The 24,645-nt window shown below is 67.7% G+C and carries 24 protein-coding genes and 1 tRNA gene; 19 read left to right on the top strand and 6 right to left on the bottom strand.

The features are described from left to right. The first annotated feature begins 38 nt into the window (after window positions 1–38). From AC07PF_RS26220 to AC07PF_RS26150, 15 genes are all read left to right on the top strand, one after another. Complete coding sequence (locus AC07PF_RS26220; protein ID WP_007855399.1) at window positions 39–479, top strand: acyl-CoA thioesterase; 441 nt, start codon at window positions 39–41, stop codon at window positions 477–479. Beyond that, window positions 476–1,111, top strand: a complete 636-nt coding sequence (locus AC07PF_RS26215) for an outer membrane lipoprotein carrier protein LolA (RefSeq protein ID WP_494613829.1) — start codon at window positions 476–478, stop codon at window positions 1,109–1,111. The genes AC07PF_RS26220 and AC07PF_RS26215 overlap by 4 nt, the downstream gene beginning before the upstream one ends. After that, complete coding sequence (locus tag AC07PF_RS26210) at window positions 1,108–3,459, top strand: MMPL family transporter (RefSeq protein WP_494613828.1); 2,352 nt, start codon at window positions 1,108–1,110, stop codon at window positions 3,457–3,459. Before AC07PF_RS26215 ends, AC07PF_RS26210 begins: the two co-directional genes overlap by 4 nt. After that, window positions 3,459–4,736: an NAD(P)/FAD-dependent oxidoreductase gene (locus AC07PF_RS26205; RefSeq protein ID WP_494613827.1), complete on the top strand. Its 1,278-nt coding sequence runs from the start codon at window positions 3,459–3,461 to the stop codon at window positions 4,734–4,736. The genes AC07PF_RS26210 and AC07PF_RS26205 overlap by 1 nt, the downstream gene beginning before the upstream one ends. Then, the gene (locus AC07PF_RS26200) at window positions 4,733–5,314 is read left to right on the top strand and encodes a DUF3261 domain-containing protein (RefSeq protein ID WP_494613826.1); all 582 of its coding nucleotides are present in this window, start codon (window positions 4,733–4,735) and stop codon (window positions 5,312–5,314) included. Before AC07PF_RS26205 ends, AC07PF_RS26200 begins: the two co-directional genes overlap by 4 nt. After that, on the top strand, window positions 5,314–6,522 hold the full coding sequence (locus AC07PF_RS26195) for a beta-ketoacyl-ACP synthase (protein WP_494613825.1): 1,209 nt from the start codon (window positions 5,314–5,316) through the stop codon (window positions 6,520–6,522). Before AC07PF_RS26200 ends, AC07PF_RS26195 begins: the two co-directional genes overlap by 1 nt. A gap of 3 nt (window positions 6,523–6,525) precedes the next feature. Next, a complete protein-coding gene (locus tag AC07PF_RS26190) occupies window positions 6,526–7,011 on the top strand; it encodes a hotdog family protein (RefSeq protein WP_494609356.1) in 486 nt (161 codons plus the stop codon). A gap of 65 nt (window positions 7,012–7,076) precedes the next feature. Next, window positions 7,077–7,850, top strand: coding sequence for a 3-oxoacyl-ACP reductase FabG (gene fabG, locus AC07PF_RS26185; protein ID WP_494613824.1), 774 nt, complete (start codon window positions 7,077–7,079; stop codon window positions 7,848–7,850). Continuing rightward, window positions 7,847–9,112, top strand: a complete 1,266-nt coding sequence (locus AC07PF_RS26180; protein ID WP_494613823.1) for a beta-ketoacyl-ACP synthase — start codon at window positions 7,847–7,849, stop codon at window positions 9,110–9,112. Before fabG ends, AC07PF_RS26180 begins: the two co-directional genes overlap by 4 nt. Before the next feature lie 6 nt (window positions 9,113–9,118). After that, window positions 9,119–9,544 (top strand): hypothetical protein, encoded by a 426-nt coding sequence (locus AC07PF_RS26175; RefSeq protein WP_494613822.1) that lies wholly within the window; start codon window positions 9,119–9,121, stop codon window positions 9,542–9,544. A 70-nt stretch (window positions 9,545–9,614) separates the two neighbouring features. After that, window positions 9,615–10,043: an excinuclease ATPase subunit gene (locus AC07PF_RS26170; protein ID WP_494613821.1), complete on the top strand. Its 429-nt coding sequence runs from the start codon at window positions 9,615–9,617 to the stop codon at window positions 10,041–10,043. Between the two features lie 127 nt (window positions 10,044–10,170). Then, window positions 10,171–10,626 carry an excinuclease ATPase subunit gene (locus AC07PF_RS26165; RefSeq protein ID WP_494613820.1) on the top strand — a complete coding sequence of 152 codons (456 nt, stop codon included), beginning with the start codon at window positions 10,171–10,173 and terminating at the stop codon, window positions 10,624–10,626. 102 nt (window positions 10,627–10,728) lie between these two features. Continuing rightward, a complete protein-coding gene (locus AC07PF_RS26160) occupies window positions 10,729–11,172 on the top strand; it encodes an excinuclease ATPase subunit (RefSeq protein WP_108016704.1) in 444 nt (147 codons plus the stop codon). Beyond that, window positions 11,169–11,951, top strand: coding sequence for a 4'-phosphopantetheinyl transferase family protein (locus AC07PF_RS26155; protein ID WP_494613819.1), 783 nt, complete (start codon window positions 11,169–11,171; stop codon window positions 11,949–11,951). The genes AC07PF_RS26160 and AC07PF_RS26155 overlap by 4 nt, the downstream gene beginning before the upstream one ends. Before the next feature lie 156 nt (window positions 11,952–12,107). Beyond that, window positions 12,108–12,184: transfer RNA gene (locus tag AC07PF_RS26150), tRNA-Arg, on the top strand. Between the two features lie 129 nt (window positions 12,185–12,313). Here AC07PF_RS26150 and AC07PF_RS26145 read toward each other — a convergent pair. Further along, window positions 12,314–12,910 (bottom strand): hypothetical protein, encoded by a 597-nt coding sequence (locus AC07PF_RS26145; protein WP_494613818.1) that lies wholly within the window; start codon window positions 12,908–12,910, stop codon window positions 12,314–12,316. A 172-nt stretch (window positions 12,911–13,082) separates the two neighbouring features. Here AC07PF_RS26145 and AC07PF_RS26140 point away from each other — a divergent pair, with 172 nt between their 5' ends. Next, window positions 13,083–14,828, top strand: coding sequence for a cation:proton antiporter domain-containing protein (locus tag AC07PF_RS26140; RefSeq protein WP_494613817.1), 1,746 nt, complete (start codon window positions 13,083–13,085; stop codon window positions 14,826–14,828). A 132-nt stretch (window positions 14,829–14,960) separates the two neighbouring features. Here AC07PF_RS26140 and AC07PF_RS26135 read toward each other — a convergent pair whose 3' ends face one another. From AC07PF_RS26135 to AC07PF_RS26125, 3 genes are all read right to left on the bottom strand, one after another. Beyond that, the gene (locus AC07PF_RS26135; RefSeq protein WP_494613816.1) at window positions 14,961–15,284 is read right to left on the bottom strand and encodes a hypothetical protein; all 324 of its coding nucleotides are present in this window, start codon (window positions 15,282–15,284) and stop codon (window positions 14,961–14,963) included. A 207-nt stretch (window positions 15,285–15,491) separates the two neighbouring features. Beyond that, window positions 15,492–15,806 carry a hypothetical protein gene (locus tag AC07PF_RS26130; RefSeq protein ID WP_494613815.1) on the bottom strand — a complete coding sequence of 105 codons (315 nt, stop codon included), beginning with the start codon at window positions 15,804–15,806 and terminating at the stop codon, window positions 15,492–15,494. A 491-nt stretch (window positions 15,807–16,297) separates the two neighbouring features. Beyond that, window positions 16,298–16,780: a GreA/GreB family elongation factor gene (locus AC07PF_RS26125; RefSeq protein WP_494613814.1), complete on the bottom strand. Its 483-nt coding sequence runs from the start codon at window positions 16,778–16,780 to the stop codon at window positions 16,298–16,300. Window positions 16,781–18,160: 1,380 nt separating this feature from the next. Between AC07PF_RS26125 and AC07PF_RS26120 the strand changes: the two genes are divergently transcribed. Further along, on the top strand, window positions 18,161–22,303 hold the full coding sequence (locus AC07PF_RS26120) for a beta strand repeat-containing protein (RefSeq protein ID WP_494613813.1): 4,143 nt from the start codon (window positions 18,161–18,163) through the stop codon (window positions 22,301–22,303). A 78-nt stretch (window positions 22,304–22,381) separates the two neighbouring features. Here AC07PF_RS26120 and AC07PF_RS26115 read toward each other — a convergent pair whose 3' ends face one another. Both AC07PF_RS26115 and AC07PF_RS26110 read right to left on the bottom strand, forming a co-directional pair. After that, entirely contained in the window at window positions 22,382–23,104 is a 723-nt protein-coding gene (locus AC07PF_RS26115; protein ID WP_494613812.1) for a glutathione binding-like protein, read from the bottom strand. A 115-nt stretch (window positions 23,105–23,219) separates the two neighbouring features. Further along, window positions 23,220–23,756 (bottom strand): hypothetical protein, encoded by a 537-nt coding sequence (locus tag AC07PF_RS26110; protein WP_494613811.1) that lies wholly within the window; start codon window positions 23,754–23,756, stop codon window positions 23,220–23,222. Between the two features lie 186 nt (window positions 23,757–23,942). On the opposite strand from AC07PF_RS26110, the gene AC07PF_RS26105 reads away from it, so the two are divergent. Together AC07PF_RS26105 and AC07PF_RS26100 are read left to right on the top strand one after the other, a co-directional pair. Continuing rightward, a complete protein-coding gene (locus tag AC07PF_RS26105; protein WP_494613810.1) occupies window positions 23,943–24,131 on the top strand; it encodes a hypothetical protein in 189 nt (62 codons plus the stop codon). Next, the gene (locus AC07PF_RS26100) at window positions 24,128–24,643 is read left to right on the top strand and encodes a hypothetical protein (RefSeq protein ID WP_494613809.1); all 516 of its coding nucleotides are present in this window, start codon (window positions 24,128–24,130) and stop codon (window positions 24,641–24,643) included. The genes AC07PF_RS26105 and AC07PF_RS26100 overlap by 4 nt, the downstream gene beginning before the upstream one ends. Window positions 24,644–24,645 lie beyond the last annotated feature (2 nt).

The raw sequence follows: 24,645 nt of genomic DNA, 5'->3' as shown, positions 1-24,645 counted from the left end.
CCACTTTCACGCCACCCCATCGACCCGGAGGCCTGCGCATGTCCACTGAGAAAGAGCTGGCCTCGCGCGAGCGGCTCAGCCACGAGATCGAGATCACGCCCGCGTTCTACGACATCGACGTGATGGAGATCGTCTACCACGGCCACTACGTGCGCTTTCTCGAACTGGCGCGCAGCGCGCTGCTCGCCAAATTCGACTACGACTACCCGCGCATGCGCGAGTCGGGCTATGGCTGGCCCGTGGTGGACATGCGCCTGAAGTACGTGCGCCCGGCCACTTTCGGCCAGGTGCTCAAGGTGCGCGCCACCATCACCGAGTGGGAGAACCGCCTGCGCATCGACTACCTGATCAGCGACGCCGCCACGGGCCAGAAGGTCAACAGCGCCCACACCATCCAGGTGGCGGTGGACATGGGCACGCGCGCCATGTGCTTCGTCTGCCCGCCGGTGCTGTGGGAACGGCTGGGGGTGGCGCCATGAAGCCCGCTCTCTGGCTGCGCGCCGCCGCGCTGGCCCTGTGTGCGCTGGTGCTCGTGCCGGCCCATGCGGCGGAACCCGCGGCCCAGGACCTGCTCGCCCAGGTGCGCCAGCGCGTGCACGACGCACCCGTGGTGCGTGGCGAGTTCGAGCAGCTCAAAACTGTCAAGGGCTTCAAGCAGCCGCTGCGCTCGGGCGGCGACTTCGTCGTGGCGCGCGGCAAGGGCATCGTCTGGCATGTGCTCAAACCCTTCGAGTCCACGCTGGTGGTGCGGCCCGACAGCCTGCAGTCGCGCGGCAGCGACGGCAAGCTCACCACGCAGATGCGCGCGCAGGACGAGCCCGTGCTGCGCACCGTCAACGCCATGCTGTTCGCGGTGATGTCGGCCAACCTGACCGAGCTGGCCCAGCACTTCGAGGTGACCGGGCAGGTGGCGGCCAAGGGCTGGTCGCTGCGCCTGGTGCCGCGCGACCCCACGCTGGCCCAGTGGCTCACCGCCGTGGACCTGCAGGGCAACCAGTTCGTGCAGGAGGTGAAGCTGCAGGAGGCGCGCGGTGACAGCAGCCTGATCCGCATCCTTGCGCCCGTGGCCGAAAACGCCCTGCGCCCGCAGGACGCGGCCCAGTTCGAATGACGGGCAGCCCCCCCCTGCAGGATGCCGCCCCCGGCCGGCTGTGGCGCGCGGCCGCGCTCGCCTGGCTGCTGGTGGTGCTGGCCGTGGGCCTGCACCAGTGGCAGTTCTGGAAGCACGACGGCATCGACACCGACGTGATGGCCCTGTTGCCCGTGAACGAGCAGGCGCCCGACGTGGCCCTGGCCACCGAGCAGCTGGTGGGCCAGATGTCGCGCCAGGTGGTGGTGCTGCTCGGCGCGGGCGAATGGGCCGATGCGCGCGCTGCGGCGCAGGTGCTGCGCCAGTCGCTGGGCAGCGGGGCCGGCGCGCGCCTGCGCGAGGACCCCATCGCGCAAAAGACCTCCATCGACGCCGCACTCGGCTTCTACCAGTCCTGGCGCGAGCGCCTGCTCACCCCGCAGCAGCGCGCCCTGCTGACCGGCACGCCCGATGCCGCGCTGGTGCAAAAGGCGCTGCAGGACCTGTACCAGCCCGCCGTGCAGGCCCGCCTGTCCGACTGGGTGAGCGACCCCCTGGGCCTGTGGACCCAGTGGTGGACCACGCGCGGCGCGCAAAGCCAGGCCCGCCCGCGCGACGGCCAGCTGTGGGTGGCGGCCGATGGCCTGCAGTGGGCCGTGCTGCAGTTCACGCTGGAGGGCTCGGCCTTTCGCCTGTCGGGCGAGCCGGTGCTGGGGCAGGCCCTGCAGGGCGCGCTGGCCCAGGTGCAGGCCCAGTGGCCCGGCGCCCGCATGGTGGTGGCCGGCGTGCCCCTGCATGCCGAGGCCGCGGCCGTGCAGGCCAACAGTGAGATCAACACCATCGGCTGGGGCTCGCTGGCCGGCGTGCTGCTGCTGGCCTGGCTGGCGTTCCGCTCGCTGCGGCCGGTGGCGCTGGTCGGTGTGTCGCTGCTGGTGGGCTGCGCGGTGGCGCTGTCGGTCACGGCACTGCTCTTCGGGCAGGTGCACCTCTTGACCCTGGTGTTCGGCGCCAGCCTGGTGGGCGTGGCCGAAGACTATGGCATCCACTACTTCGCCAGCCGCCAGGGCGCGCCTGGCCGCAGCCCGCACGGCCTCATGCGCGGGCTGATGCCGGCGCTGTGGCTGGCGCTGGGCACCAGCGCCATCGCCTACCTGGCGCTCGGGGCCGCGTCCTTCCCGGGCCTGCGCCAGATGGCGGTGTTCTCGGTGGTGGGGCTCACGGCCGCCATGCTCACCGTGGTCTGCTGGTTCCCCTGGCTCGACCGCGGCACCATGCCGCACAGCCGCGTGGCCGACCGCATCGGCCAGACGCTGATGGCCTGGCCGCGCTGGCGCCAGGCGCTGCCCGGCTCGGTGGCGGTCTGCGTGGCCATGGCGCTGCTGCTGTGGCTGCTGGGTGGCCTGCGCGCGCAGGACGACGTGCGCCAGCTGCAAAGCGGATCGGCGGCCCTGGTCGCGCAGCAGCGCCAGGTGGGCGAGATCCTGGGCCTGCCCAGCCCGGCGCAGTTCTACCTGGTGCAGGGCAACACGCCCGAGCAGGTGCTGCAGCGCGAAGAAGAACTCAAGGACCGGCTCGACGCGCTGGTCGCGCGCCAACTGCTGGTGGGCTACAGCGCCGTGTCCGACTGGGTGCCCTCGGCCCGGCGCCAGGACAGCGATGGAGCGCTGGTGGCCCGTGCGCAGGAGGCCGTGTACAAGGGCGTCAACGCCGCGCTCGGCGAAAGCTTTGCCCGGGCCGCCACGCCAGCGCCGGCGCCGCTCACGGTGCAGGCCTGGCTGGCGCAGCCGATCTCGACCGCCGCACGGCCGCTGTGGCTGGGCGAGCGCGAGGGCCGCTACCGCAGCCTGGTCATGCTGCGCGGTGTGACGAACCTGGATTCGCTGCCCGCGCTGGCCGGCGCGGCCCAGGGCCTCGAAGGCGTGGCCTGGGTCGACAAGCCGGCCGAGATATCGGGCCTGCTGCAGCGCTACCGCATCTCCATGACCGAGCTGCTGCTGCTGGGCCATGTGCTGGTGCTGGCCGCCCTGTGGCTGCGCTTTGGCCGCAAGGCCTGGCGCGCCTGGATGCCCACGGTGCTGGCCAGCCTGGTGGTGGTGGGCGTGCTCACGGCCTTTGGCGCGCCCTGGCAGCTGTTCAACGTGCTGGCGCTGATGCTGCTGCTGGGCGTGGGCATCGACTACGGCATCTTTTTGCAGGAGCATGAGGACGACCCCCATGCCTGGCTGGCGGTGGTCATCGGCGCGGGCAGCACCTGGCTGTCATTCGGCCTGCTGGGCCTGTCGGCCACGCCGGCACTCAAGGCCTTCGGCCTGACCCTCATGCTGGGCCTGCCGCTGGTGCTGGTGCTGGCGCCGCTGTTTCGCAGCCCTACCGACCCCAAGGAACCCTGATGCCCCAACGCCGCATGGAACAGACCGAGGTGCTGATCGTGGGCGCGGGCCCCTCGGGCGCCGTGGCCGCCGGCCTGCTGCGCAAGCAGGGCCGCCAGGTGCTGGTGCTCGAAAAGGAAACGTTTCCGCGCTTTTCCATCGGCGAGAGCCTGCTGCCCCAGAGCATGGCCTACATCGAAGAGGCCGGCATGCTGCAGGATGTGGTGGAGGCAGGCTTCCAGTACAAGAACGGCGCGGCCTTCGCCAAGGGCGATCTGCGCACCGACTTCGACTTCCGCGACAAGTTCTCGCCCGGCTGGGGCACCACCTACCAGGTGCAGCGCGGCGACTTCGACAAGGTGCTGGCCGATGCCGCCGCCAAGGCCGGCGCCGAGGTGCGCTACCGCCACACCGTGACGGCGGTGGACGTGTCGGGCGAGCGCCCCGAGGTATCGGTCACCTCGCCCGAGGGCGAGGAATACACCGTGCAGGCGCGCTTCCTGCTCGACGCCAGCGGCTTCGCGCGCATCCTGCCGCGCCTGCTGCAGCTCGAACGGCCGTCGGATTTCCCGGTACGCGGGGCGCTGTTCACGCACATCCAGGACGGCATCGCCCATGGCGACATGGACCGCAGCAAGATCCTGATCTCGGTGCACCCGGTGCACCACGAGGTCTGGTTCTGGACCATCCCCTTTTCTGGCGGCCGCTGCTCGCAGGGCGTGGTGGCCACGCCCGAGTTCCTGGCGCGCTACCAGGGCAGCGAGGTCGAGCGCCTGCGCGCCATCATCGCCGAGACGCCGAGCCTGGACCACGTGCTGCGCAACGCCGTGTGGGACACGCCGGGCCGCTCCATCACCGGCTATGCGGCCAACGTCACCGCGCTGTGGGGCAAGGGCTTTGCGCTCCTGGGCAATGCGGGCGAGTTCCTCGACCCGGTGTTCTCCAGCGGCGTGACCATCGCCGTCACCTCGGCCAGCCTGGCCGCGCGCTGCATAGCCCGCGCCTGGCGCGGCGAGGCGGTGGACTGGCAGCAGGACTATGCCGTGCCGCTGCAGGCGGGCGTGAACACCTTCCGCGCCTTCGTGCAGGGCTGGTACGACGGGGGCTTTCAGGACGTGATCTTCCACGACCGGCACAGCCCCGAGATCCGCCGCATGATCGCCTCCATCCTGGCCGGCTACGCCTGGGACGCGAAGAACCCCTATGTGGCCGAGCCGCAGCGCCGCCTGCAGGTGCTGGGCGAGCTGTGCCGCATGCAGCAACAGCAACCACAGCAACCGGGGGCCGTGCCCGCATGAGCCTTGTTACTTCACTCGGCTGGGGCGCCGCCCTTTCGGTTCTGCTGCTTGCAGGCTGCGCATCGCCGGGCGCCCCCGATGCCACGCGCAGCCCTCGGCTGGCGCTGGCGCCTGCGGCCCTGCGCTGCGAGGTCGCCGTGCAGCAGCGCTTGACGGTGGAGGTGCCCGGCCGGCCCGCGCAGCAGCTCGAATCCCTGCTCGAAGTGGATGCCGAGGCCGTGCGCCTGGCCTTCTTCGTGATGGGGCAGGGCATGGGCACCCTGGTGTGGGACGGCTGGCAGTGGGACAAGCAGCTCTCGCGCCACTGGCCTGCCCAGCTCGCGCCCGAGCAGGTGCTCAGCGACCTGCAGCTCGCCTTCTGGCCAGCCCGGGCCGTGCAGCGCGCCGTGCAGCCGCCCTGGAGCGTGGAGGTCGGCCCCACCGGGCGCCGCCTGCTGCGCGATGGCCGCGAGCAGGTGCGCGTGCAGTTCGTCGGCAACTCGGCCGTCGAGATCATCTACCCCGGTGGGCCCTTCACCCTGCGCGTCGAATCGCCCGGGGGCTCCCGTCTGTGCGCCCCGGCGCAGGAGTTGCCGTGATGGCCCGCCCGCATGTCTACCTGAACGCCGCATCGGCCCACAGCGCGCTGGGGCTCGATGCCGCATCCATGCGCGCGCACCTGTTCGCCGCCACCGACCCCGCCACCCTGCAGTGGACCGAGCGCTACTCCCCCGGCCGCAGCTTGCCCCTGGGCTGCCTGCCCGCGGGCGCGGTGCTGCCGGCGCTGGACTTTGCGCCCATCCACCAGCAATCGCGCAACAACGCGCTGGCCTGGGGCGCCGTGCAGGCGCTGCAGGGCGCGGTGCAGCAGGCCATCGACCGCTTCGGCCCCACGCGCGTGGCCCTGGTGGTGGGCACCAGCACCGGCGGTATCGAAGAGGGCGAGGTGGCCGCGCGCCACCTGCTGCACGAGCAGCGCTTTCCAGCCGACTTCGCCTACGCCGTGCAGGAGATGGGCAACGTAGCCCAGTTCCTGGCGCAGCACCTGGGCATCCGCGGGCCAGCGCACACCGTCTCCACCGCCTGCTCCTCGGGTGCCAAGGCCCTGGCCTCGGCCGCGCGGCTGCTGCAGTCCGGCATGGCCGATGCGGTGCTGGCCGGCGGCGTGGATGCGCTGGCGCGCTTCACCGTGGGCGGCTTCAGCGCGCTGGAGGCCGTGTCCGCCGAGCGCTGCAACCCCCTGTCGGCCCACCGCCGGGGCATCAACCTGGGCGAGGCCGCGGCCTTCTTCATGCTCAGCCGCGAGGCCGGCCCGGTGCGCCTGGCGGGCTGGGGCGAATCGCAGGATGCACACCACATGTCCGCCCCCGACCCCACGGGCCAGGGCGCCGCGGCGGCCATGCAGCAGGCGCTGGCGCGCGCCGGCATGCAGCCCACCGCAGTGGACTACGTCAACCTGCACGGCACGGCCACGCCGCACAACGACGCCATGGAAAGCCGCGCAGTGCAGGCCGTGTTCGGTGGCGTGCAGGGCAGCGATGTCGCGGTAAGCTCCACCAAGCCGCTCACCGGCCATGCCCTGGCCGCCGCCGGTGCGCTGGAGGCCGTGGTGGCCTGGCATGTGCTGCAGGACAATCCGCAGGGCGTGCTGCCCGTGCACTGGTGGGATGGCGTGGCCGACCCCGCCATGCCGGCCCTGGCCGCCGTGGCGCCGGGCATGCAGCTCGGGCGCGCGGCGCGTGCCGTGATGAGCAACTCCTTTGCCTTTGGCGGCAGCAACAGCAGCCTGCTGTTCGAAGCCGCCTGACGAATGACGACAAGCCGACTGATGAGCACCGAACTTTTACCCGTCGAGAACTACGTGCCCCACCGGGGCGCCATGCTGCTGCTGGACCGCCTGATCGCCGCCGACGTGGACAGCGCCGTGGCCGAAGTCACCGTGCCGCGCGGCGGCCTGTTCCTGCACGATGCAGGCATGCCCTCGTGGGTGGGCATGGAGTACATGGCGCAGACGGTGGCCGCCTGGGCCGGCTGGAACGCGCTGCGCAAGGGCCAGGCGGTGAAGATCGGCTTCCTGCTCGGTTCGCGCAGGTACGAGACGGCCCAGGCCTTCTTCGCGCCGGGGGCGCTGCTCAGGGTCAGCGTGCACTGCGACCTGATGGGCGACAACGGCCTGGGCATGTTCGACTGCCGCATCCATGGCCAGGATGAGACGGAATTGGCAAGTGCGCGCATTTCCGTGTTTGAACCCGAGGACGGTAGCGCCTATATTTCCCCATCCCCCGCCGCGGGCTAGGGCCGGGACATGCAGGCAGACAGGCCACCACAGACAACAGATACAACAGGCAATCGATACCGAGAATGAATGAGCTGACGACGAAGACGACGACGACACCAGCGCCCGCTGCAGCCACCTCCGTGCTGGTGACCGGCTCCAGCCGGGGCATCGGCCGCGCCATCGCACTGCGCCTGGCCCGGGACGGCCACGACATCGTGGTGCACTGCCGAAGCGGCATCGAGCAGGCGCACAGCGCCGCGGCCGAGATAGAGGCCCTGGGCCGCAGCGCGCGCGTGCTGCAGTTCGACGTGGCCGACCGCGCCGCCTGCGCCGCCGCGCTCGAGGCCGACATGGAGGCCCATGGCGCCTACTACGGCGTGGTCTGCAACGCCGGCATCGCCATGGACAACGCCTTCCCCGCCATGACCGGCGAGGAGTGGGACCGCGTGGTGCACACCAACCTCGACGCCTTCTACAACGTGCTGCACCCGGTGGTCATGCCCATGGTGCGCCGGCGCAAGCCCGGGCGCATCGTCACGCTGGCATCGGTCTCGGCCCTCATGGGCAACCGCGGCCAGGCCAACTACAGCGCGGCCAAGGCCGGCGTGATCGCCGCGACCAAGTCGCTGGCCATCGAGCTGGCCAAGCGCAACATCACGGTCAACTGCGTGGCCCCGGGCCTGATCGACACCGAGATGGTCAGCCAGGAGGTGCTGGAACACGCCCTGGAGATGATTCCCATGCGCCGCATGGGCACGGTGGACGAGGTGGCCGGCGCGGTCGCCTTCCTGCTGGGGGCCGAGGCCTCGTACATCACGCGCCAGGTGATCTCGGTCAACGGGGGGATGGTCGGATGAGCGCTTCCAGCACCACCCCGAACAACAGCGGCAGGCGCCGTGTGGTCGTCACCGGCGTCGGCGCCTTCAGCCCCCTGGGCAACGACTGGGCCACGGTGCGCAGCCAGCTGCAAAGCGGGCGCAACGTGATCCGCCGCATGCCCGACTGGGCCGTCTACGAGGGCCTGAACACCCAGTTGGCCTGCAGCGTGGCACCCTTCGAGCTGCCCGCGCACTACAACCGCAAGACCATGCGCAGCATGGGCCGCGTGGCCGTGATGGCCACGCGCGCCACCGAGATCGCACTGGAGAGCGCCGGTCTGCTGGGCGACCCCTTCGTCAAGAGCGGACAGATGGGGATCTCGTACGGCTCGTCGGCCGGCACGCCGGCCGCCATCGGCGACTTCGGCCGCATGATCGCCGGCAAGAGCACCGAAGGCATCAACGCCAACACCTACATCAAGATGATGTCGCACACCGCCGCGGTGAACATCGGCGTGTTCTTCGGCGCCACGGGGCGCATCATCACCACGTCGAGCGCCTGTACCTCGGGTAGCCAGGGCCTGGGCTACGCCTACGAGACCATCCAGAGCGGCAAGCAGCTGGCCATGCTGGCCGGCGGGGCCGAAGAGCTCGACGCCATCCAGGCGGCGGTGTTCGACACCCTGTTCGCCACCAGCACCAGGAACGACACGCCCGAGCTCACGCCCCGGCCCTTCGATGCGAACCGCGACGGCCTGGTGCTGGGCGAGGGCGCCTGCACCTTCGTGCTCGAAGAGCTCGAACATGCCCGGGCCCGGGGCGCGCAGATCCTGGGCGAGATCATCGGCTTTGCCACCAACTCGGATGGCACCCACGTCACCCACCCCAACTCCGCCACCATGGCCCAGGCCATGCGCATGGCGCTCGACGATGCCGGCCTGGCCCCGGGGGCCATTGGCTACGTCAACGCCCACGGCACGGCCACCGACCAGGGCGACATCGCCGAGAGCCACGCCACCTGCGAGGTCTTCGGCAGCGCGGTGCCGGTGAGCACGCTCAAGGGCTACATGGGCCACACCCTGGGCGCCTGCGGTGCGCTGGAGGCCTGGATGACCCTGGAGATGATGCGCGAGGGCTGGTTCGCCCAGAACGCCAACCTCACCGAACCCGACCCGCGCTGCGGCGCGCTCGACTACATCATGGGCCAGGCGCGCGCGCTCGACACCGACGTGGTGATGAGCAACAACTTCGCCTTCGGCGGCATCAACACATCCTTGATTTTCAAACGTTGGAGGGAGTAGTCAAAAATGGGAATTCAGACATCCATCATCGGCCGCAGCAGTGCCCTGGCCATCGGGGCCGTGCTGGCACTGGCCTTGCACAGCGGTGCAGCCCACGCGCGCGCCGAAGCGCTCTACGACGCACCGCAGGTCGTCTTCTCGGGGGCCTACGTGCCCACCGCGCCGCAGGTGCGTGACCGCATCATCCAGGCCGGCCAGTCGCTGGGCTGGGTCGTGACCCGCGAAGCCCCGGGCGTGGTGGAGCTGCAGTACGACAAGCAGCAGGGCAAGCACATGGCAGCCATCGTCGTGCGCTACGACCATGCCGGTTACAAGATCGACTACGTCAACAGCTACAACCTCAACTATGCTGACGCGGGCGCGGGCCCCCGCATCCACCCCAACTACAACCGCTGGATCCGCAACCTCATGCAGCGCATCAGTGGCGGCTGAAACCCGGCGCGCAGGCCATTCGAAACCGCCTCCCCCGCGTGGAGAGGCAACGACCCAACAGGAGATCCGCATGAAGCAATGGATACTGGCACTGGCCGCGCTGTCGGCCGTGACCGCGGCGCAAGCCCGCAATACCGTTCTGACACTGCCCCTGGACGAGGTGGTGCGCATGGGCGTGGAGCAGGGCAAGCTCGACGGCAGCGTCAAGTTCTACCTCTCGGGCGCCAAGACGCCCAAGGTCGCCGCCCGCCTGGGCGAGGACATCGCCAACAAGAAGACCAACGGCGTCGGCAAGGACGACGCCTACGGCTGCAAGTGGGCCGCGCTGTCGGCGCTGATCGCCTTCCAGGAATCGGCCAAGCAAAAGGGCGCGAACGCCGTGGTCGACCTGCACAGTTACTACAAGCGTGCCACCTACAAGAACCCGGCCAACTACGAGTGCCATGCTGGCGCCGTGGTGATCGGGGTGACGCTCAAGGGGACTTTCGCAAAAATTTGACCCCCTGAGCCGCTTCGCGTCATCCCCCCAGGGGGACGCCCCCGGTGCGGCGGGGCGGCCTTTGCACGGGGGCACTGGCGTCGGGCGCGCCAGTTGCGTGGGCCGGTTGGTTTATGAGGAACCATGGATGAAGACCAGGAAATCGAAGCATTGGGTGCTGGCCCTGGCCGTGCTTTCGGCCGTTGGCGTGGCGCAGGCGCGCGAGGTCAAGGTGTCGATGCTGCCGCTCGAAGACACGGTGCAGATGGGCATCCGCGAGGGCAAGCTTGACGGCAGCGTCCGTTTCTACCTCTCGGGCGTCCCCGTGCCGCAGCTCGCGGACCAGCCTCTGGGCGAGGAGTACCTGCACCGGCGCACCAGCAACATCGGCAAGGAGCTGGTGTTTGCCTGCCACTGGGCCGCCCTGGCCGGCCTGATGGCCCTGCAGGAGAACGCCAAGAAGCGTGGCGCCAACGCCGTGGTCGACCTGCACAGCTTCTACAACGAAAAGACCGTCAAGGACCCGGCCCGCTTCGAGTGCAATCAGACCAGCTACCAGACCATCGTGGCCTTCAAGGGCACCTACGCACGCACCGCGCCCTGAGCCGGGACCGCGAATCGCCCAGCCAGCCATTCATCCATTCATCCATTCAACACCGCGACTCCTGAAGAGCGCCAAAGACCAAGAGGGAACACCGACATGCGCATGAAGAAGACCACAACCATCCTGGCCCTGGCCGTTCTGGCCGCCGCCAGCACCACCGCAGCCCATGCCGAAAAAGTGCTGATGCTGCCCCTGGAAGAGGCCGTGCAGCTGGGCCTGGCGCAAAAGAAGCTCGACGGCAGCGTCAAGTTCTACCTGTCGGGCGCGCCCACGCCCGAAGGCGGCACCGCCATCGGCGAAGAAACCGCCAACCGCCGGACGGCATCCGGCGGCAAGAGCAAGGAAGAGGCCTGCCACTGGGTGGCCCTGTCCACGCTGATCGCGCTCGAAGAATTCGCCAAGAAGCGTGGCGCCAACGCCGTGGTCGACCTGCACAGCAGCTTCAAGGGCAAGGTCTACAAGGACCCGGTCAACTACGAATGCCACGCGGGCAACATGCTCACCGGCGTGACCTTCAAGGGTACCTACGTCCGCTTCGGGCAGTGACACCCTCCACCCCGGCGGCGCCCTTGCAACTGCTGCTCGCCGCCCAGGCCCCCCTGGCGTCCGGCGCCCGGCAGCTGGCGCCGGGATGGCTGACCGGGAGTGAAGAGGCCCGGCTGGCGGGCATGCAGAACCCGGCCCGGCGCGAGGAGTTCATCGCCTGCCGCCATGCGCTGCGCCACCTGCTGGCCAGGGGCAGCAAGGCGGCCGCCAGCGACTGGCGGCTGGACGCCCCCGAGGGCCGGGCGCCGCTCCTCAACGCCCAGCACCATGGCGCCGACGCCGTGGCTGCCACCCACCTGTCCCTGTCCCACAGCGGCGCCTGGCTTGCCTGCGCGGCGGCCCCGCACTCGGTGGGCATCGACCTGGAGGTCAAGGACATCGCGAAGCGCCCCGGCCGGCGCGACGTGCTCGCGCTGGCCGCCATGGCCTGCACACCGGGCGAGGTGGCACAGCTGCAGGCCCTGGACGAGGGCCCCGCACGCCAGCGCCACTTCCTGCAGATCTGGAGCCTGAAGGAGGCGTATTTCAAGTGCACGGGGACGGGGGTGGATTTCTCGGTGATAAGGCGTACCGAGTGCCGGCCTGCTGGAACATCGGATGTTTCCCAGGCGCTTGCCAGTGCCCGGTCGTGGCGTGGAGCCACGCCACAGGGCGCGGATGTGCTGTTGTCCGCTTGCGTGCTGGGGGGCGCGGGGCTGACGCCGCGTGAACTCTTGGCCGATGCGGACCTGAGGTGGCACAGCGAGCAGGACTGGATTCTGGTGGCGCTGCCGGAATGAGGAGATTGCTAGCCCGTCTCCCCGGAGCACTCCAGGGTTCGCTGACAGGGCTTGGGAGGCGGGTTGCACCGCTCCTGAGCGGGTATGATTGCGGGTTGGGAGCAGGTTCCGCGCTTGCCCCATGCTCCGTGGCGCAAGGCCGCTCCCGGATGCAATCTGCCTGTAGCTCAACTGGATAGAGCAATAGCCTTCTAAGCTATAGGTCGGGGGTTCGAGTCCCTCCAGGCAGGCCAACATTCTCCTCTGTGGCAGGTATCTTTTCCGCCGACAGTGGGTCCAGTCTACCCAAAGGGCCGGGCCAGGCAGGCGAAGGCCCATTCAACCGCAGTGCCCGCGCACGATACTGACCGGTGGCTTTGTTGTTACTGGCCCCACGCCCCGCGCACACTCAGGCAGCTCACCTCGTTCTTGGTGTGCAGCAGCTTGCTCGGCGGTATCACGACCACTGCCTGGGCGTTCTTGCGCAGGGGCTTTTTCAGCCGCACATGTACGATGTTGGGCGGCTGCTTCTTCTCTTTGCAGCTGTCGATCCAGAAGGCCAGCACCACGCCCGCGATGGTCTGGCCGGTGCTGTTCTCCATGTGGATGAAAGTAGTGTCGTCCTCGTACTGCCACCAGGTCTGGTCGTCGTTGAGCTTTTCCACCTCGAAGGTCTTGCGCTCGGTGGTGGGCACGATAGTGCCGCCAACCTCGGCGAGCTTGCCCTCGTTCACCCGGTCCTGCAACTCGTCCACCCGTTCGAAGTAGCTCTTGCTGAGCTTGGGGGCGGCCTTGGAGGCCGGTGCGGTTACCGCCGCCTGCTGGGCCCACGACGGCGCGGGGGACGCCAGCGCCAGCGCCAGCACCAGGCCGGACAGTGCGAAGAACCCGCGCGAACCGGCGGTGGGCGCGGTGGTTTGGCGGGGCAGGGCGGCGCGCGTTGGCGTTACAGGCTGGGGGGACGGAGGCAGGTAGCTCATGGGGTGCAAAGGCCAGGTATTGCCCTTGATTTTTGCGTGCTGGCCGCTTCCGGTTATAAGATATTCGACAGCTTCCGTGAACAAACACACGCAATCCGCCTGCGTGTTTTCTGAGCGGTTTCCTCGCGCGCCCTTCCTGCCCCTTTTCGCTTTTTTCGCTTTTTTTGCCACCATGCCCCACAGCGTCAACCTCATCAACACCATCGCCGCCGCCCTGGGCCTGGCGCTGGCGCTGGGGTTCGTCGCCACGCGGCTGCGCCTGCCGGCGCTGGTGGGCTACCTGCTGGCGGGGGTGGTGATCGGGCCGTTCACGCCGGGCTTCGTGGCCGATGCCGCCATGGCCAGCCAGTTGGCCGAGATCGGCGTCATGCTGCTGATGTTCGGCGTGGGCCTGCACTTCTCGCTCGGTGACCTGCTGGCGGTGCGCAAGATCGCCGTGCCCGGGGCCATCGTGCAGATCATGGTGGCCACGCTCATGGGCATGGGCCTGGCCTACTGGTGGGGCTGGGGCCTGGGAGGGGCACTGGTGTTCGGCCTGGCGCTGTCGGTGGCCAGCACGGTGGTGCTGTTGCGTGCGCTCGAAACCCTGGGCATCCTGGAGACGTATACCGGCCGCATTGCGGTCGGCTGGCTGGTGGTCGAGGACCTGGTCATGGTGCTGGTGCTCGTGCTGCTGCCGCCGCTGGCCGGCGTGCTGGGTGGCGCCGGTGCCGATGCCAACGCCGATGCCTCTGGCCTGCTCAAGACCCTGGGGCTCACGCTCCTGCAGGTGGGCGGCTTCGTGGTGCTGATGCTGGTGGTGGGGCGCCGCGTGTTCCCCTGGGTGCTGTGGCAGGTGGCGCGCACCGGCTCGCGCGAGCTGTTCACGCTGTGCGTGGTGGCCGCGGCCGTGGGCATCGCCTTCGGCTCGGCTGCGCTGTTCGGCGTGTCGTTCGCGCTCGGGGCCTTCTTTGCCGGCATGGTGATGCGCGAGTCCGAATTCAGCCACCGTGCCGCGCAGGAGTCGCTGCCCCTGCGCGACGCCTTCGCCGTGCTGTTCTTCGTCTCAGTCGGCATGCTGTTCAACCCCGCCGTCCTGTGGGACCGGCCGCTGCAGGTGCTGGCCGTGGTGGCCATCATCATGGTCGGCAAGACGCTGGCCGCCGCCGCCCTGGTGCTGTCGTTCCGCTACCCGCTCAACACCGCGCTCACCGTCTCGGCCAGCCTGGCGCAGATCGGCGAGTTCTCTTTCATCCTGGTGGGCCTGGGCGCATCGCTGGGCCTGCTGCCGGCCGAAGGCACGAGCCTGGTGCTGGCTGGCGCGCTGATCTCCATGGCGCTCAACCCCATGCTGTTCCACGCCATCGCCCCGCTGCAGGGCTGGCTGCGCACGCGCTCGGCCCTGGCGCGCCGGCTTGAAGAGCGCGACGACCCCCTGGCCGAGCTGCCCATGACCACGCACGCCAAGTTCCTCGCCCACCAGGTGGTGCTGGTGGGCTACGGCAAGGTGGGCCGCCGCCTGGCCGCTGCACTGGCCGCCAACGACGTGCCCTTCGTGGTGGCCGAGCAAAACCGCGAGCTGGTCGAGGCCCTGCGCGCCAAGGGCACCGCCGCCGTGTTCGGCGATGCGGTGGAGCCCGCCGTGCTGATCCAGGCCCACATCGCCCGCGCCGCCATGCTGGTCATCGCCACGCCCGACACCCTCAAGGTGCGCCAGATGATCGCCACCGCCCGGCTGCTCAACCCCGCCATCGAAACCGTGATCCGCAGCCACAACGAGCAGGAGGCGCGCCTGCTGGAGGAAGAGAACGGCAGCACCGTCTTTTTGGCCGAAGAGGCCCTGGCCCAGGCCATGGTGCGCCATGTGCTGGAGCGGGCGAACGACATGGCGCGGCATGGGACGGCGACCGCGCCCGCACGCCTGCACGAGAGCGGCTGAGCGGGCGCCGTCTTCCAATCGCCCGACTTAGTGCCGTACATGCTGCGGCCTCACAGCCCATCGAAGTGGTCGCCATGCACAGCCATGGTCGCGCAAGCTTCGCAGCGCGTGTGCAGTTATCCGCACTGCCGCTCACCTCGCAAGACCCGCAAGATTGCCGAACCCGAGCAGGAGTGCTGTCGCTACCGCCACAGGGACGAGGCTGCTCAGTGCCAGCAGGCACAAAGCCTTGAGGTTTCTGAAGCGACCACTGCACATCGACGGGATCGCCACGGCGATCAGCGGGCATGTTGCAAGATAGGCGAGCACATTCGCCACGACGACGAGCGTGCCCGCATCGCCGCCATTCCAGTCCCCAAAAACGGGGTCCCGGACAACGGAAAAAATCCCGAACACACCGATCAGCCAGACAACCCCCAGGCAACCGCCCAGCAGCACGCAATATCGGTTCTTCACGGTCCTGGCAGTTTGCGGCATCGGATCTGAGGGTGCATTGCACTGTGTCAATTCAAAAGGGCGGGGCCGAGATGAATGCTTCGGAGCTTGTGGGTCACGCTTGCGTTGGGTGCCGGCTACCACCGGGTCAATGGTAAAGCAGCTCCCAGTGGCCAAGAGTGGCCGACAGAACTCAAAAGCCACGCGCCAGCCTGGCCACGCAGGCGGTCAGCCTTGGGTCTTCTTCCGCAAGGTGAACGCCCAGATCACCCAACCGATGCCTGCAGTTGCGGCAAGGCCCGCCACCCCGATAGTGGTGCGTTGCGCAACTGCAGGGAGTGCGTTGACCATGCTGGCGCCCAGCTCGCAAGCCAGCTTGCGAGGCTGTACTGGACACTGGATCCTTGCGGGACCTGGTTCCAGGATCAGCGGTACCGACCCGTAAACCAGCATTCCCGCCATCGCCAGCAGCAACAGCGCCGCCAGCCCTCTGAAGAAAGGCCGAACCTGGGTTTGGTCGGGATCAAGTTCGCGCGGAATCATGGGTTGCGATGGAGGCGGGTTGTGGGTGTGCCGGCGCGGCTGGTGTATCCGTGTGCAATGCAGCGCACCACGCTCAATTTACGGTGCACCCCATCCATGCATCGGTGGTTTGCTTGCATCGACGATAAGCGAAAAATGCCCAACCCATACGGATGTACCCCACACCCGTTTGGTGCATTGACGCAAGGAATGCCGCACGCAGAGTGCAACTGCAAAAAGCTGCTGAATTTGCCCAAGGAGATGCCGGATGCGAACCCAACACGGAATGATGGAGGGCCCCGTCCCCACGCGCTCGCCAGCTCCTCCTTCACGCAGGCCTCACACATCCGCGCCTCACCGGCGGCCCGGACACTTTTTCTTTTCGCGGGCACTGCCGCCGTACGGTGGCAACCGCCTTGGATCGGCCACCTGGAAGAACGAGACCCTGTGAACCTTGCACATGGACATGGACATGCACCTTCGGCGCCCGGCTTCGGATCCGCCCGGTGGCTTTACTGAACCCACAGCACCTCAAACTGCTGTCGGATGGGGGCGCCCTGTATCGACACCTCATCACCCTCGCATTTGCCCAGCATGGCCCTGCCCAAAGGGGCTTCGGTGCTGATGACCTGAACGGGCTGGAGGTCTCTGACCAACTGCATGCTGCCCCCATCCGGGCCGAGAAAGAGCAGTTGCTGCCTGTCGCCTGCATCGACCAGGCAGACCAGCGCGCCGAGCTGTATACCCTGGCCGGCGTCGTAGGGGCGCGGGCGCCATTGGCGCCAATGGGCCATCGCCTGGCGGATGGCTTGCGCGCGCCGGGCCTGGCCGGTGGCCAGGTAGGCGGCTTCGAGTCCCAAGGTGTCGTATTTGTTTTCGGCGATGTTTTCTTCGTGGGTCGCCGTCTCATGGGCCGCCTGCACGGCCTGTTCGGCTTGCAGCAGGTCTTCGGCGAGCCGTTGCAGCACCTGCTGTTGCAGCAAGAATTTATCCATGGTGAAAGGTCGGTGTCTCGAACAAGCGGGGGCGGGCCTTGATTGTGACGGGCTCCACCAGCCTTCGACGCGAAGGGGCTGCTCAGCAGCGACCGAACTGCGCGGGCGGGCAGGGCTTGTCGGCGCAGACATCCCGGCCTTTGTTGTGCCGCAAGCCCGACGCTCAGATCACCTAGAGTTTGGCGTACAAGAAAACCGCAATCGCCAAAAAAATCCCGCCTGGCAGCGTATTTCCAAGCCAGATGTAGACACGCGAGGTGGAGCGCCCTGAGAAGCGACTCTGCAAGCAGATAGGCGCTTCCCTCCGCCGTCAGCAGCCACCCTATCATCACGGCACCACCGGCAAGTGACCCTGTGCCGAGAGCCGCGAGAATCGCCACAAAAATGTTTCCAGACACACTGGCGGCAGGCACAAGCCCAATCAAGGCCCCAAGGGCTGTAGCCGCTGCTTGTCTTCTTTCTGCATGGTCAAAAGCATCCATGAAAATCCTTTCGATAACATGCGCGCCCGTGAACAATGAGACAGCAGGAATATACCGAACCCCTCACCTGGTCACCAGAGAGCATCGCGCGGACCCTATCGAGTTGTCTCAGTAGGCCATCCCGGTGTGGATTTCAAATCTCATCACGCCGTCTGCCAACTGTTGTTTGGTCAGCTCGCCGTTGAGTACGCGAAATGCCGTCCAGCCAGGTCTCGGTTCCACCGATCACGTGGGCCGGAACGTGGCCTCCATCATCTGGTAGATGACCTGCCCGAAGAGAAGGGCATCGGCGCGTTTTAGTCCACTGAAACCGAAAAATCGGCTGTGCGTGAGGGCCTGGCAGGGCCGCAATTTAGGCGGCGGGCGCAGCCGGGTTGGACACCCGGCGAGCACGGCAACGACGAGTGCGGCCCTGTCAGGCCCTCACCCTTCGGGCCGGCGTGGCAGCGGGCGCATCGCCGCGTTGCGGGCTTTGCCAAGGCGGCCAGCCTTGGCCGCAGCCCGCGCCTTTCGCTGCATCCCGCTGCCACCCCGGCGCACAGCCGATTTCTCGGTTTCAGTGGACTAGGTTCGCCACCGCGTGGCGGTGCAGCTCCTCGTCCGCAGGCATGGCGCGTGGTCGCAACACCCGTCCAAGGTGACGTTGATGGAGTACCGGAGGGGGCGCATCGCAGGGGAAGGGGTATGAATGGGATCCATTCGCAGTGCATTGCGCCATTCCAGAAATGGGTTTTCCATTTTTGAAGCCACGGCAGGGCCAAACCACGATGATCGGGTGTAAAGCCTGCCACTGTTACCTCTTCTGGGGGCATCCAGGGGGCATGGCGCCACTATGATCAGAGCACTGTTCCGCATCTCCGCGGCCCATAAAAAACCATAAGCCTGCAGGAGAAGCCCCATGGCGGTCAGTACGCAAGAGCAGAAGCTGCTCATCAAACTCGTCATCAGCATGCTGGGCATTTCGCCCGGCCATGCCTACATGCCGCTGGTCGAAAAAGTCTACGAAGACCTGGGCCGCAGCCTGCCCGATCTGGCCTCGGCGTTGGCGGGGCTGCCGCAGTTCCAGGCGCGCTACCCCGCCGGCATGGCGGGCGACGCCTTTGCCACCCAGTTCCTAGCCGGCATGGGCCTGGCGGCCGATACAGGGCTGCACCGCCTGGCGGCGGACCTCTTCAACACGGGTACGCCGCCGCAGCAGATCATGCTCGCCGCCGTGCAGGCCCTCGCATCGCCCACCGTTCCGGCGCAGTACGCCGCAGCGCGCGCGCTGCTCGAGAACAAGGCCGAGGTGGCCTACTATCACACCCAGATCGCGGGCCGCACGGAAACCGACTTCGCGGCCCTGGCCAAGGTGCTGGAAAACGTGACACAGGACCCGGCCTCGGTGGCCGCGGCCAAGCTGGTGCTCGATCAGCCGTCGGTGCCGGCTGCAGGCGGTGGTGGCGGGCCGCCACCGGTGTTCGCGGTGACCAAGAGCGCGGGCAACATTGCCTCCTTCACCAGCGCGGGCACGCAGATCGACGTGACCGAGGCGGCTGGCACCTTCACCTTCACCAGCAGCGGTGGCAACGCAGGCACCGCGACGCTGGCAGGCCCGCTGGCCGGCATCACCGTGCCCGGGGGTACGACCGTGGCCCTCAGCAGTGCGCTGGCCAATGGCAAGGCGTTTTCCGGCGCGGGCACCGCCCTGGTGGTGGCCAATGCGGCCGGGGAAGACCTCACTGCCTTCACCGGCACCGGGGTCGGCGGCTTTGCGCTCACCAGCGGGCAGAACTACACCCTCACGGCCGCGCAGGCCGCCATCGGGCGCATCGGCACCGGCGGGGCGGCGGGCACGCTGACCGATGCGGGCACCACCACCGTGCGCGACACGCTGACAGCCCTGGGCGGCGGCACCGCCGCCACGCTCAAGGCCCACGGCGCGGACAACGTGATCGCCACCACCACCGTGGGCGCCAATATCTCGGGCATCGCGGTCGCCGGCATCGACAGCATCGTGCTGGTCGCCGGCAACTACACCCTCACGGCCGCTCAGGCGGCGCTGGTCGATGGCACCACGGGCCCCCAGACGTTGACCCTGACCACCCACGCCAGCGGCTTGCTGCTGCCCGCCAGCGTCGAAACCTTCGTGCTCGGCAACTTCGCCAACAGCGTATCGCTGGGCGCGCCAGGGCAGAACGTGAGCAGCCCCGCCGGCTCGGCGATCACGCTGGCCATCGGCGGCGCTGCGCCCACCGGCGTGTTGGCGTTGGCCCATGCCAGCGACGACACCCTGGTTGCCACCGACGGCGCCAGCATCACCGGCGTCAACGGCGGTGCCGCCACCACGGCGGAAAAGCTCACGCTGACCGGCGGCATCACCATGACGCAGGCGCAGCACGAGGCGCTGGCCAGCATCGCGGCGCCCGGCTCCTCGGACAGCGTGACCATCACCAACAGCGGCACCGTCACCGCCCGCGCGGATGTGGAAACCTACAGGGTGGCGAACTCCGGAACCCCGAACACCGTCCTCATCACGCAGGGCAGCACCAACGTCACCGGCGGCTCGGGCAATGTGACACTGGTCATCGATACCGGCGTGGCGGTGACCGGCACCTACGGCCTGAACACCGGTTCCGACGTGATCCGCGCTGCCACCGGCGTGGACCTGTCGGGCGTGAACGGCGGGGCCGCCACCACGGCCGAGAGCCTGGACTTCAACGGCGCGATCAAAATGACGCAGGCGCAGCACGGGGCCTTCACCTCGTTCACTGCCGCCGGCGGTTCGGACTCGGTGGAAATCACCACCGGCGGGTCCGTCACCGCACGCTCCGGCGTCGAAACCTACATCCTTTCTGGAGGAGGCCTGAACACGCTGGCGGTGAACGCGGGTGCCACCGGCATCGCCGGTTCATCGAACAACGCCACGGTGGTGAACGTCGGCGGCAACGCCGTGTCCGGCACCTGGTCTCTCGACAATGGCGCCGACACCCTCGTCGCCACCGACGGTGCCGACATCACCGGCGTCAACGCCGGCAGCGCCACGAAGGCGGAAAGCCTTACCTTGACCGGCGGCATCTCCATGACGCGCGCCCAGTACGCAGGGCTGACCAGCATTTCGGCAACCAGCGGGTTGACGGACCGCGTAAACATCACCGATGGCGGTGCGGTCACCGCCCTGGCTGGCGTGGAAACCTACAGCCTGGCGGGCAGTGTGGGCAACGTCACCGTGCTGGCCGCCACGAGCGTGTTGGGCAGTGCAGGCTTCGCCACCACGGTGAGCGTCGGGGGCAACACGGTGACCGGCACCTACGCCCTCGCCCATGGTGCCGACATACTGGACGCCACCGACGGAGCCAACATCACCGGCGTCAACGCCGGCGCCGCCACCACGGCGGACAAGCTCACGCTGACCGGCGGCATCACCATGACGGCGACGCAATACAACGCCTTCAATGCCGGCGGCATCACCGCCTTGGGCGGCAGCGACAGGATCACCCTCACCACGGCGCTCGCCGGCGGCCAGGTCCTGAACGCGGCGGTGGAGAATTTCACCCTTGCCGACGACGCAAACTACACGGTCGCGCTGGGTGCGGCGCAGTCGATCGATGCGCAGGCCCTGGCGGCCGGGCGGTCGCTGACGCTGGCCGGTGGCTTCGCTGCCAGCGTGCTGCTAGCCAATGGCAACCTCTTGGCCAGCAGCGCCTCGGGCGCCACCACGGTGACGGGCGCAGGCGGGGCCAACACCATCACGCTGGGCAGTGGCAACGATACCGTCGCCGCCGGTGGCGGCGCGGACGTCATCACCGGCGGGGGCGGCGCCGACACCCTCAGCGGCGAAGCCGGCAACGACAGCTTCCTCTACGGCGCGATGGCCGACTTTCTCATCGCGGGCTTGGTGATCGACCGCATCCACGGCGGTGCGGACACCGATGCCGTCATCATCAACGGCGCCATCACACTCGACACCTCCAGCGACCTGGGCCGGATGACCACGGTGGAACAGCTCAAGGCGCAGGCGCAGTCGGCGACCCAGAACACGCACAGCATCGCCATCAGCTCCGATGCCTTCCTGGGCGACCTGGCCACCATCGACCTGTCGGGCGACACCAAGAACACTTCCACAGGCGCCTTCGACCTGCGCGGCGTCACCAAGAACCTCACGCTCAAGGGCGTGGGCGCGGGTACGAACACCTTTCACGGCGGCTCGGGCGCGGACACCCTCATCGGCGGCAGCGGCAACGACAGCTTCTTCTTCGACACCGCGGCGGATGCCGCCAGCGACTCGCTGACCAGCGGCGGTGGCAGCGACAGTGTGGTGTTTGCATCGACCGCGGCCGGGACACTGGTGGTCGGCAACAATTTCAGCGACATCAACTCCTTCTGGATATCCACCGGCGCTGCAGGGACCAGTACCGGCACGACCGGCGAGAACATCAATGCCAGCACCCGCACGGTGGGCAGCGGGGTCACGCTGGGTGGTAACGCCGGCGCCAACACTCTGACAGGCACCACAAGCGCCGACACCCTGGCGGGCAACGGTGGTGCCGACGTGCTGCGCGGCGGCGGCGGCAACGACACCATAACCACCTTCGCCACTGGCGTCAGCACCTATGTCTTCGAGGCAACGGCCTCCGGCAACGGCACGGACACGCTGAACGGCGTGCGCAGTGGCGGTACCTTCGATTTTCGGGCGTTCCTTGGTAAAGCGGGCTCGATGAGCGGCGCTGTGGTGGACTCACAAGTCACCAGCGTGGGCCTGGACCTGTCGGCGGCCAACAATATCGGCGTGCGCTACGGGTCTTCGAGCCTGAGCAATACCAACATCCTGCTGGCGACCGACACCAATGTGGCCGGCGAGGTGGCCGTGGCCGACAACGGCAAGGTGGTGGTGTTCTCGTTCTCGAGTGCCAGCACGGGCAACAACGCGAATGGCTCCATCTACTACGTGGAAGACACCGACCCGGGTGCCGGGCAGAGTTGGTCTGTGATCCTGGTCGGCACGATGAGCGGCAGCTTCGCCAGCATCACGCAGATCGTGAGTTCGGGCGTTTACCTCTAGCCGGGCCCGCACCGCCCGGCGTGCGCCACCGCCATGGCCTGCGGGTGGGCAGCCGCTCGGAGTCCGCTCATGTGGGCATCACGTCGCTGCCTGCTTGGCACTGTCGCGAATGCTCTCGGCGGTCTGGTTGAACAGCACCTTCTTCTGCTCGTCCGTCATCGGCTTGCGCAGGTCCTTGAGCAGGTCCAGGCCGCGCTGCACGGCAGGGCGCTCCATGAGGGTGTCGTGCCAGCGCTTGAGGTGCGGAAAGTTGTTCTCCAGCGGGATCTCGTAGGCCACGTGCGAGCGGATCCAGGGCAGGCTGGCCATGTCGGCGATCGAGTAGTCGTCGCCTGCCACGTACGCGCCCGTGCGCGCGAGCTGGCCGTCGAGCACGCCGTACAGGCGATTCACTTCCTTGCCATAGCGGTCGATGGCATAGGGCACCTTCTCGGGCGCGTAGTTCTTGAAGTGCCCGTTCTGGCCCGACATGGGCCCCAGGCCCCCCATCTGCCACATCAGCCACTGCATCTGCGCATAGCGCTGGCGCAGGTCGGTGGACCAGAATTTTCCGGTCTTCTCGGCCAGGTACATCAGGATGGCGCCGCTCTCGAACACCGACACCGGCGCACCGCCGCCCGGGGGCGCGTGGTCCACGATGGCCGGCATGCGGTTGTTGGGGCTGATGGCCAGGAAGTCGGGCTTGAACTGCTCGCCCTTGCCGATGTTCACCGGCAGGGTGCGGTAGGGCAGGCCGCATTCCTCGAGCATGATGGAGATTTTCCAGCCGTTGGGCGTGGGCCAGTAGTGCAGGTCGATCATGGAGAGCGCTTCATCGGTAATGGATGGAAGCGGCAGCGTAGCAGCCTTGCGCCAAGCGTGCAGGGGGGGCCATGGCAAGACCCCGCCGGGCCTCCATGCCCGGCGCGTCGGCGGCCTACTTGAATCCGTTGAGCACCTTGTAGGTGATTTCGGTGTTGGTCGCGTCGATGACTTCCAGGCGCGCGCCCTTGTAGCCCACGATCCGCGATTCGGACAGGTCGTAGCTCACGTCGTTGCTGAAGGCCGGGCGTGCCATGCTGCCGCTGGACTCGCGGTAGCCGATGGTGATGCGGTTGCCGATCTTTCCGCTGTAGATGAGCGTCTGCTGGAAATGGTTGGCGCTGAACTGGGTGGTCCTGTCGATGGAGTAGTCGATGTCGCCGCAGACGCTGCGCGACAGGCAGACCGTGCGCGTGCCGTTGTGCCTGGTGTACACGTGCAGGTTGCCGTTGTGGGGGTGCTGCGTCGTCGCGTTGTGGAAGTTCACGCGGCTGAAACGGATGTACTCCCGGGTCTGGCTGGTGGCCGTGTACTTGCCCGCGTGCACCACGAAGTCGCCCACCTTCTGGTCCGTGGGGATGACGATGGCTGGCCGGCTCATCCCGGTGGCCTGGGTGAGCATGGGTTCGCCGATTTCCTCGGTGGCGGTCACGCCGTTTTCCGGAAACGTGTAGGACCCAAAGGACGTGGTGGGGGCGGATCTGCAGGAGGCCAGAGCCAGGCAGGCGAGTACAAGGGCGGCGGTCGTCGTTTTCATGGCGGGTTGGAGTGCAGCAAGGCTTCTTGTAAATGGCATGGCCCTTGCCCGTCAGACGCAGCACGCCTTGGCGTGCCAGCCGTGGAGTTTCCACCGTGGCAAAAGCCGTCTGGAGGCAAGGAACGTGAACGCAAGGGTATCAGAATGCCTGGCCTGGCCCTGGTGGAACGTGGCGGCGTTTCATTGGCAATTTCATGGAATGATCAGGCCATGGGGTATGTTAAAAACTGCAACCACCCCGCATTTTTTAAAAAGAAAGCAAGAGCATGAAGCGAGTCTCTTTAGCCGTTGCCACTGCCGCTGCCCTGGCGTTGACGGGTTGCGTGACCATCCAGCAGGTTCAACTGTCCACCGTTTACGATCCTGATGCGGCCGCAACCCTGCTTGCCCCCGGTACCAACCAGGTGACCGGCAGCGCTCTGATCAGGCAGTCGGGTGGAGGTGTGGTGACTTGCGCTGGAAACCCTGTTCATCTGATGCCTGTAACGCCCTATGCAAAAGAGTGGGCGCGCCATCTTTTTGCATCCGAGCAGCAGGGATACCGGTCGGCCAGCGGGCCGGGCACCAGGATCACCAACCTGGATCCGCGGTTTACCAGTGCATTTCGGACGACAAGCTGCAACGCGCAAGGATTTTTCACCTTCGCCGATCTGGCTGACGGTGAGTTCTATGCGTACACGGTAATCCATTGGCGGGTCGGGGACAGCATCCAGGGGGGATCGCTGATGAAGGCTGTCTCGGTTCGTGGAGGCCAAAAGCAAGAGATCGTCATGGCGCCCTGACG

This window comes from Acidovorax sp. GW821-FHT10A04 (assembly GCF_059415825.1).
Note: the sequence above shows the minus strand (reverse complement) of the source record. Positions and strands in the feature narration are given on the sequence as shown.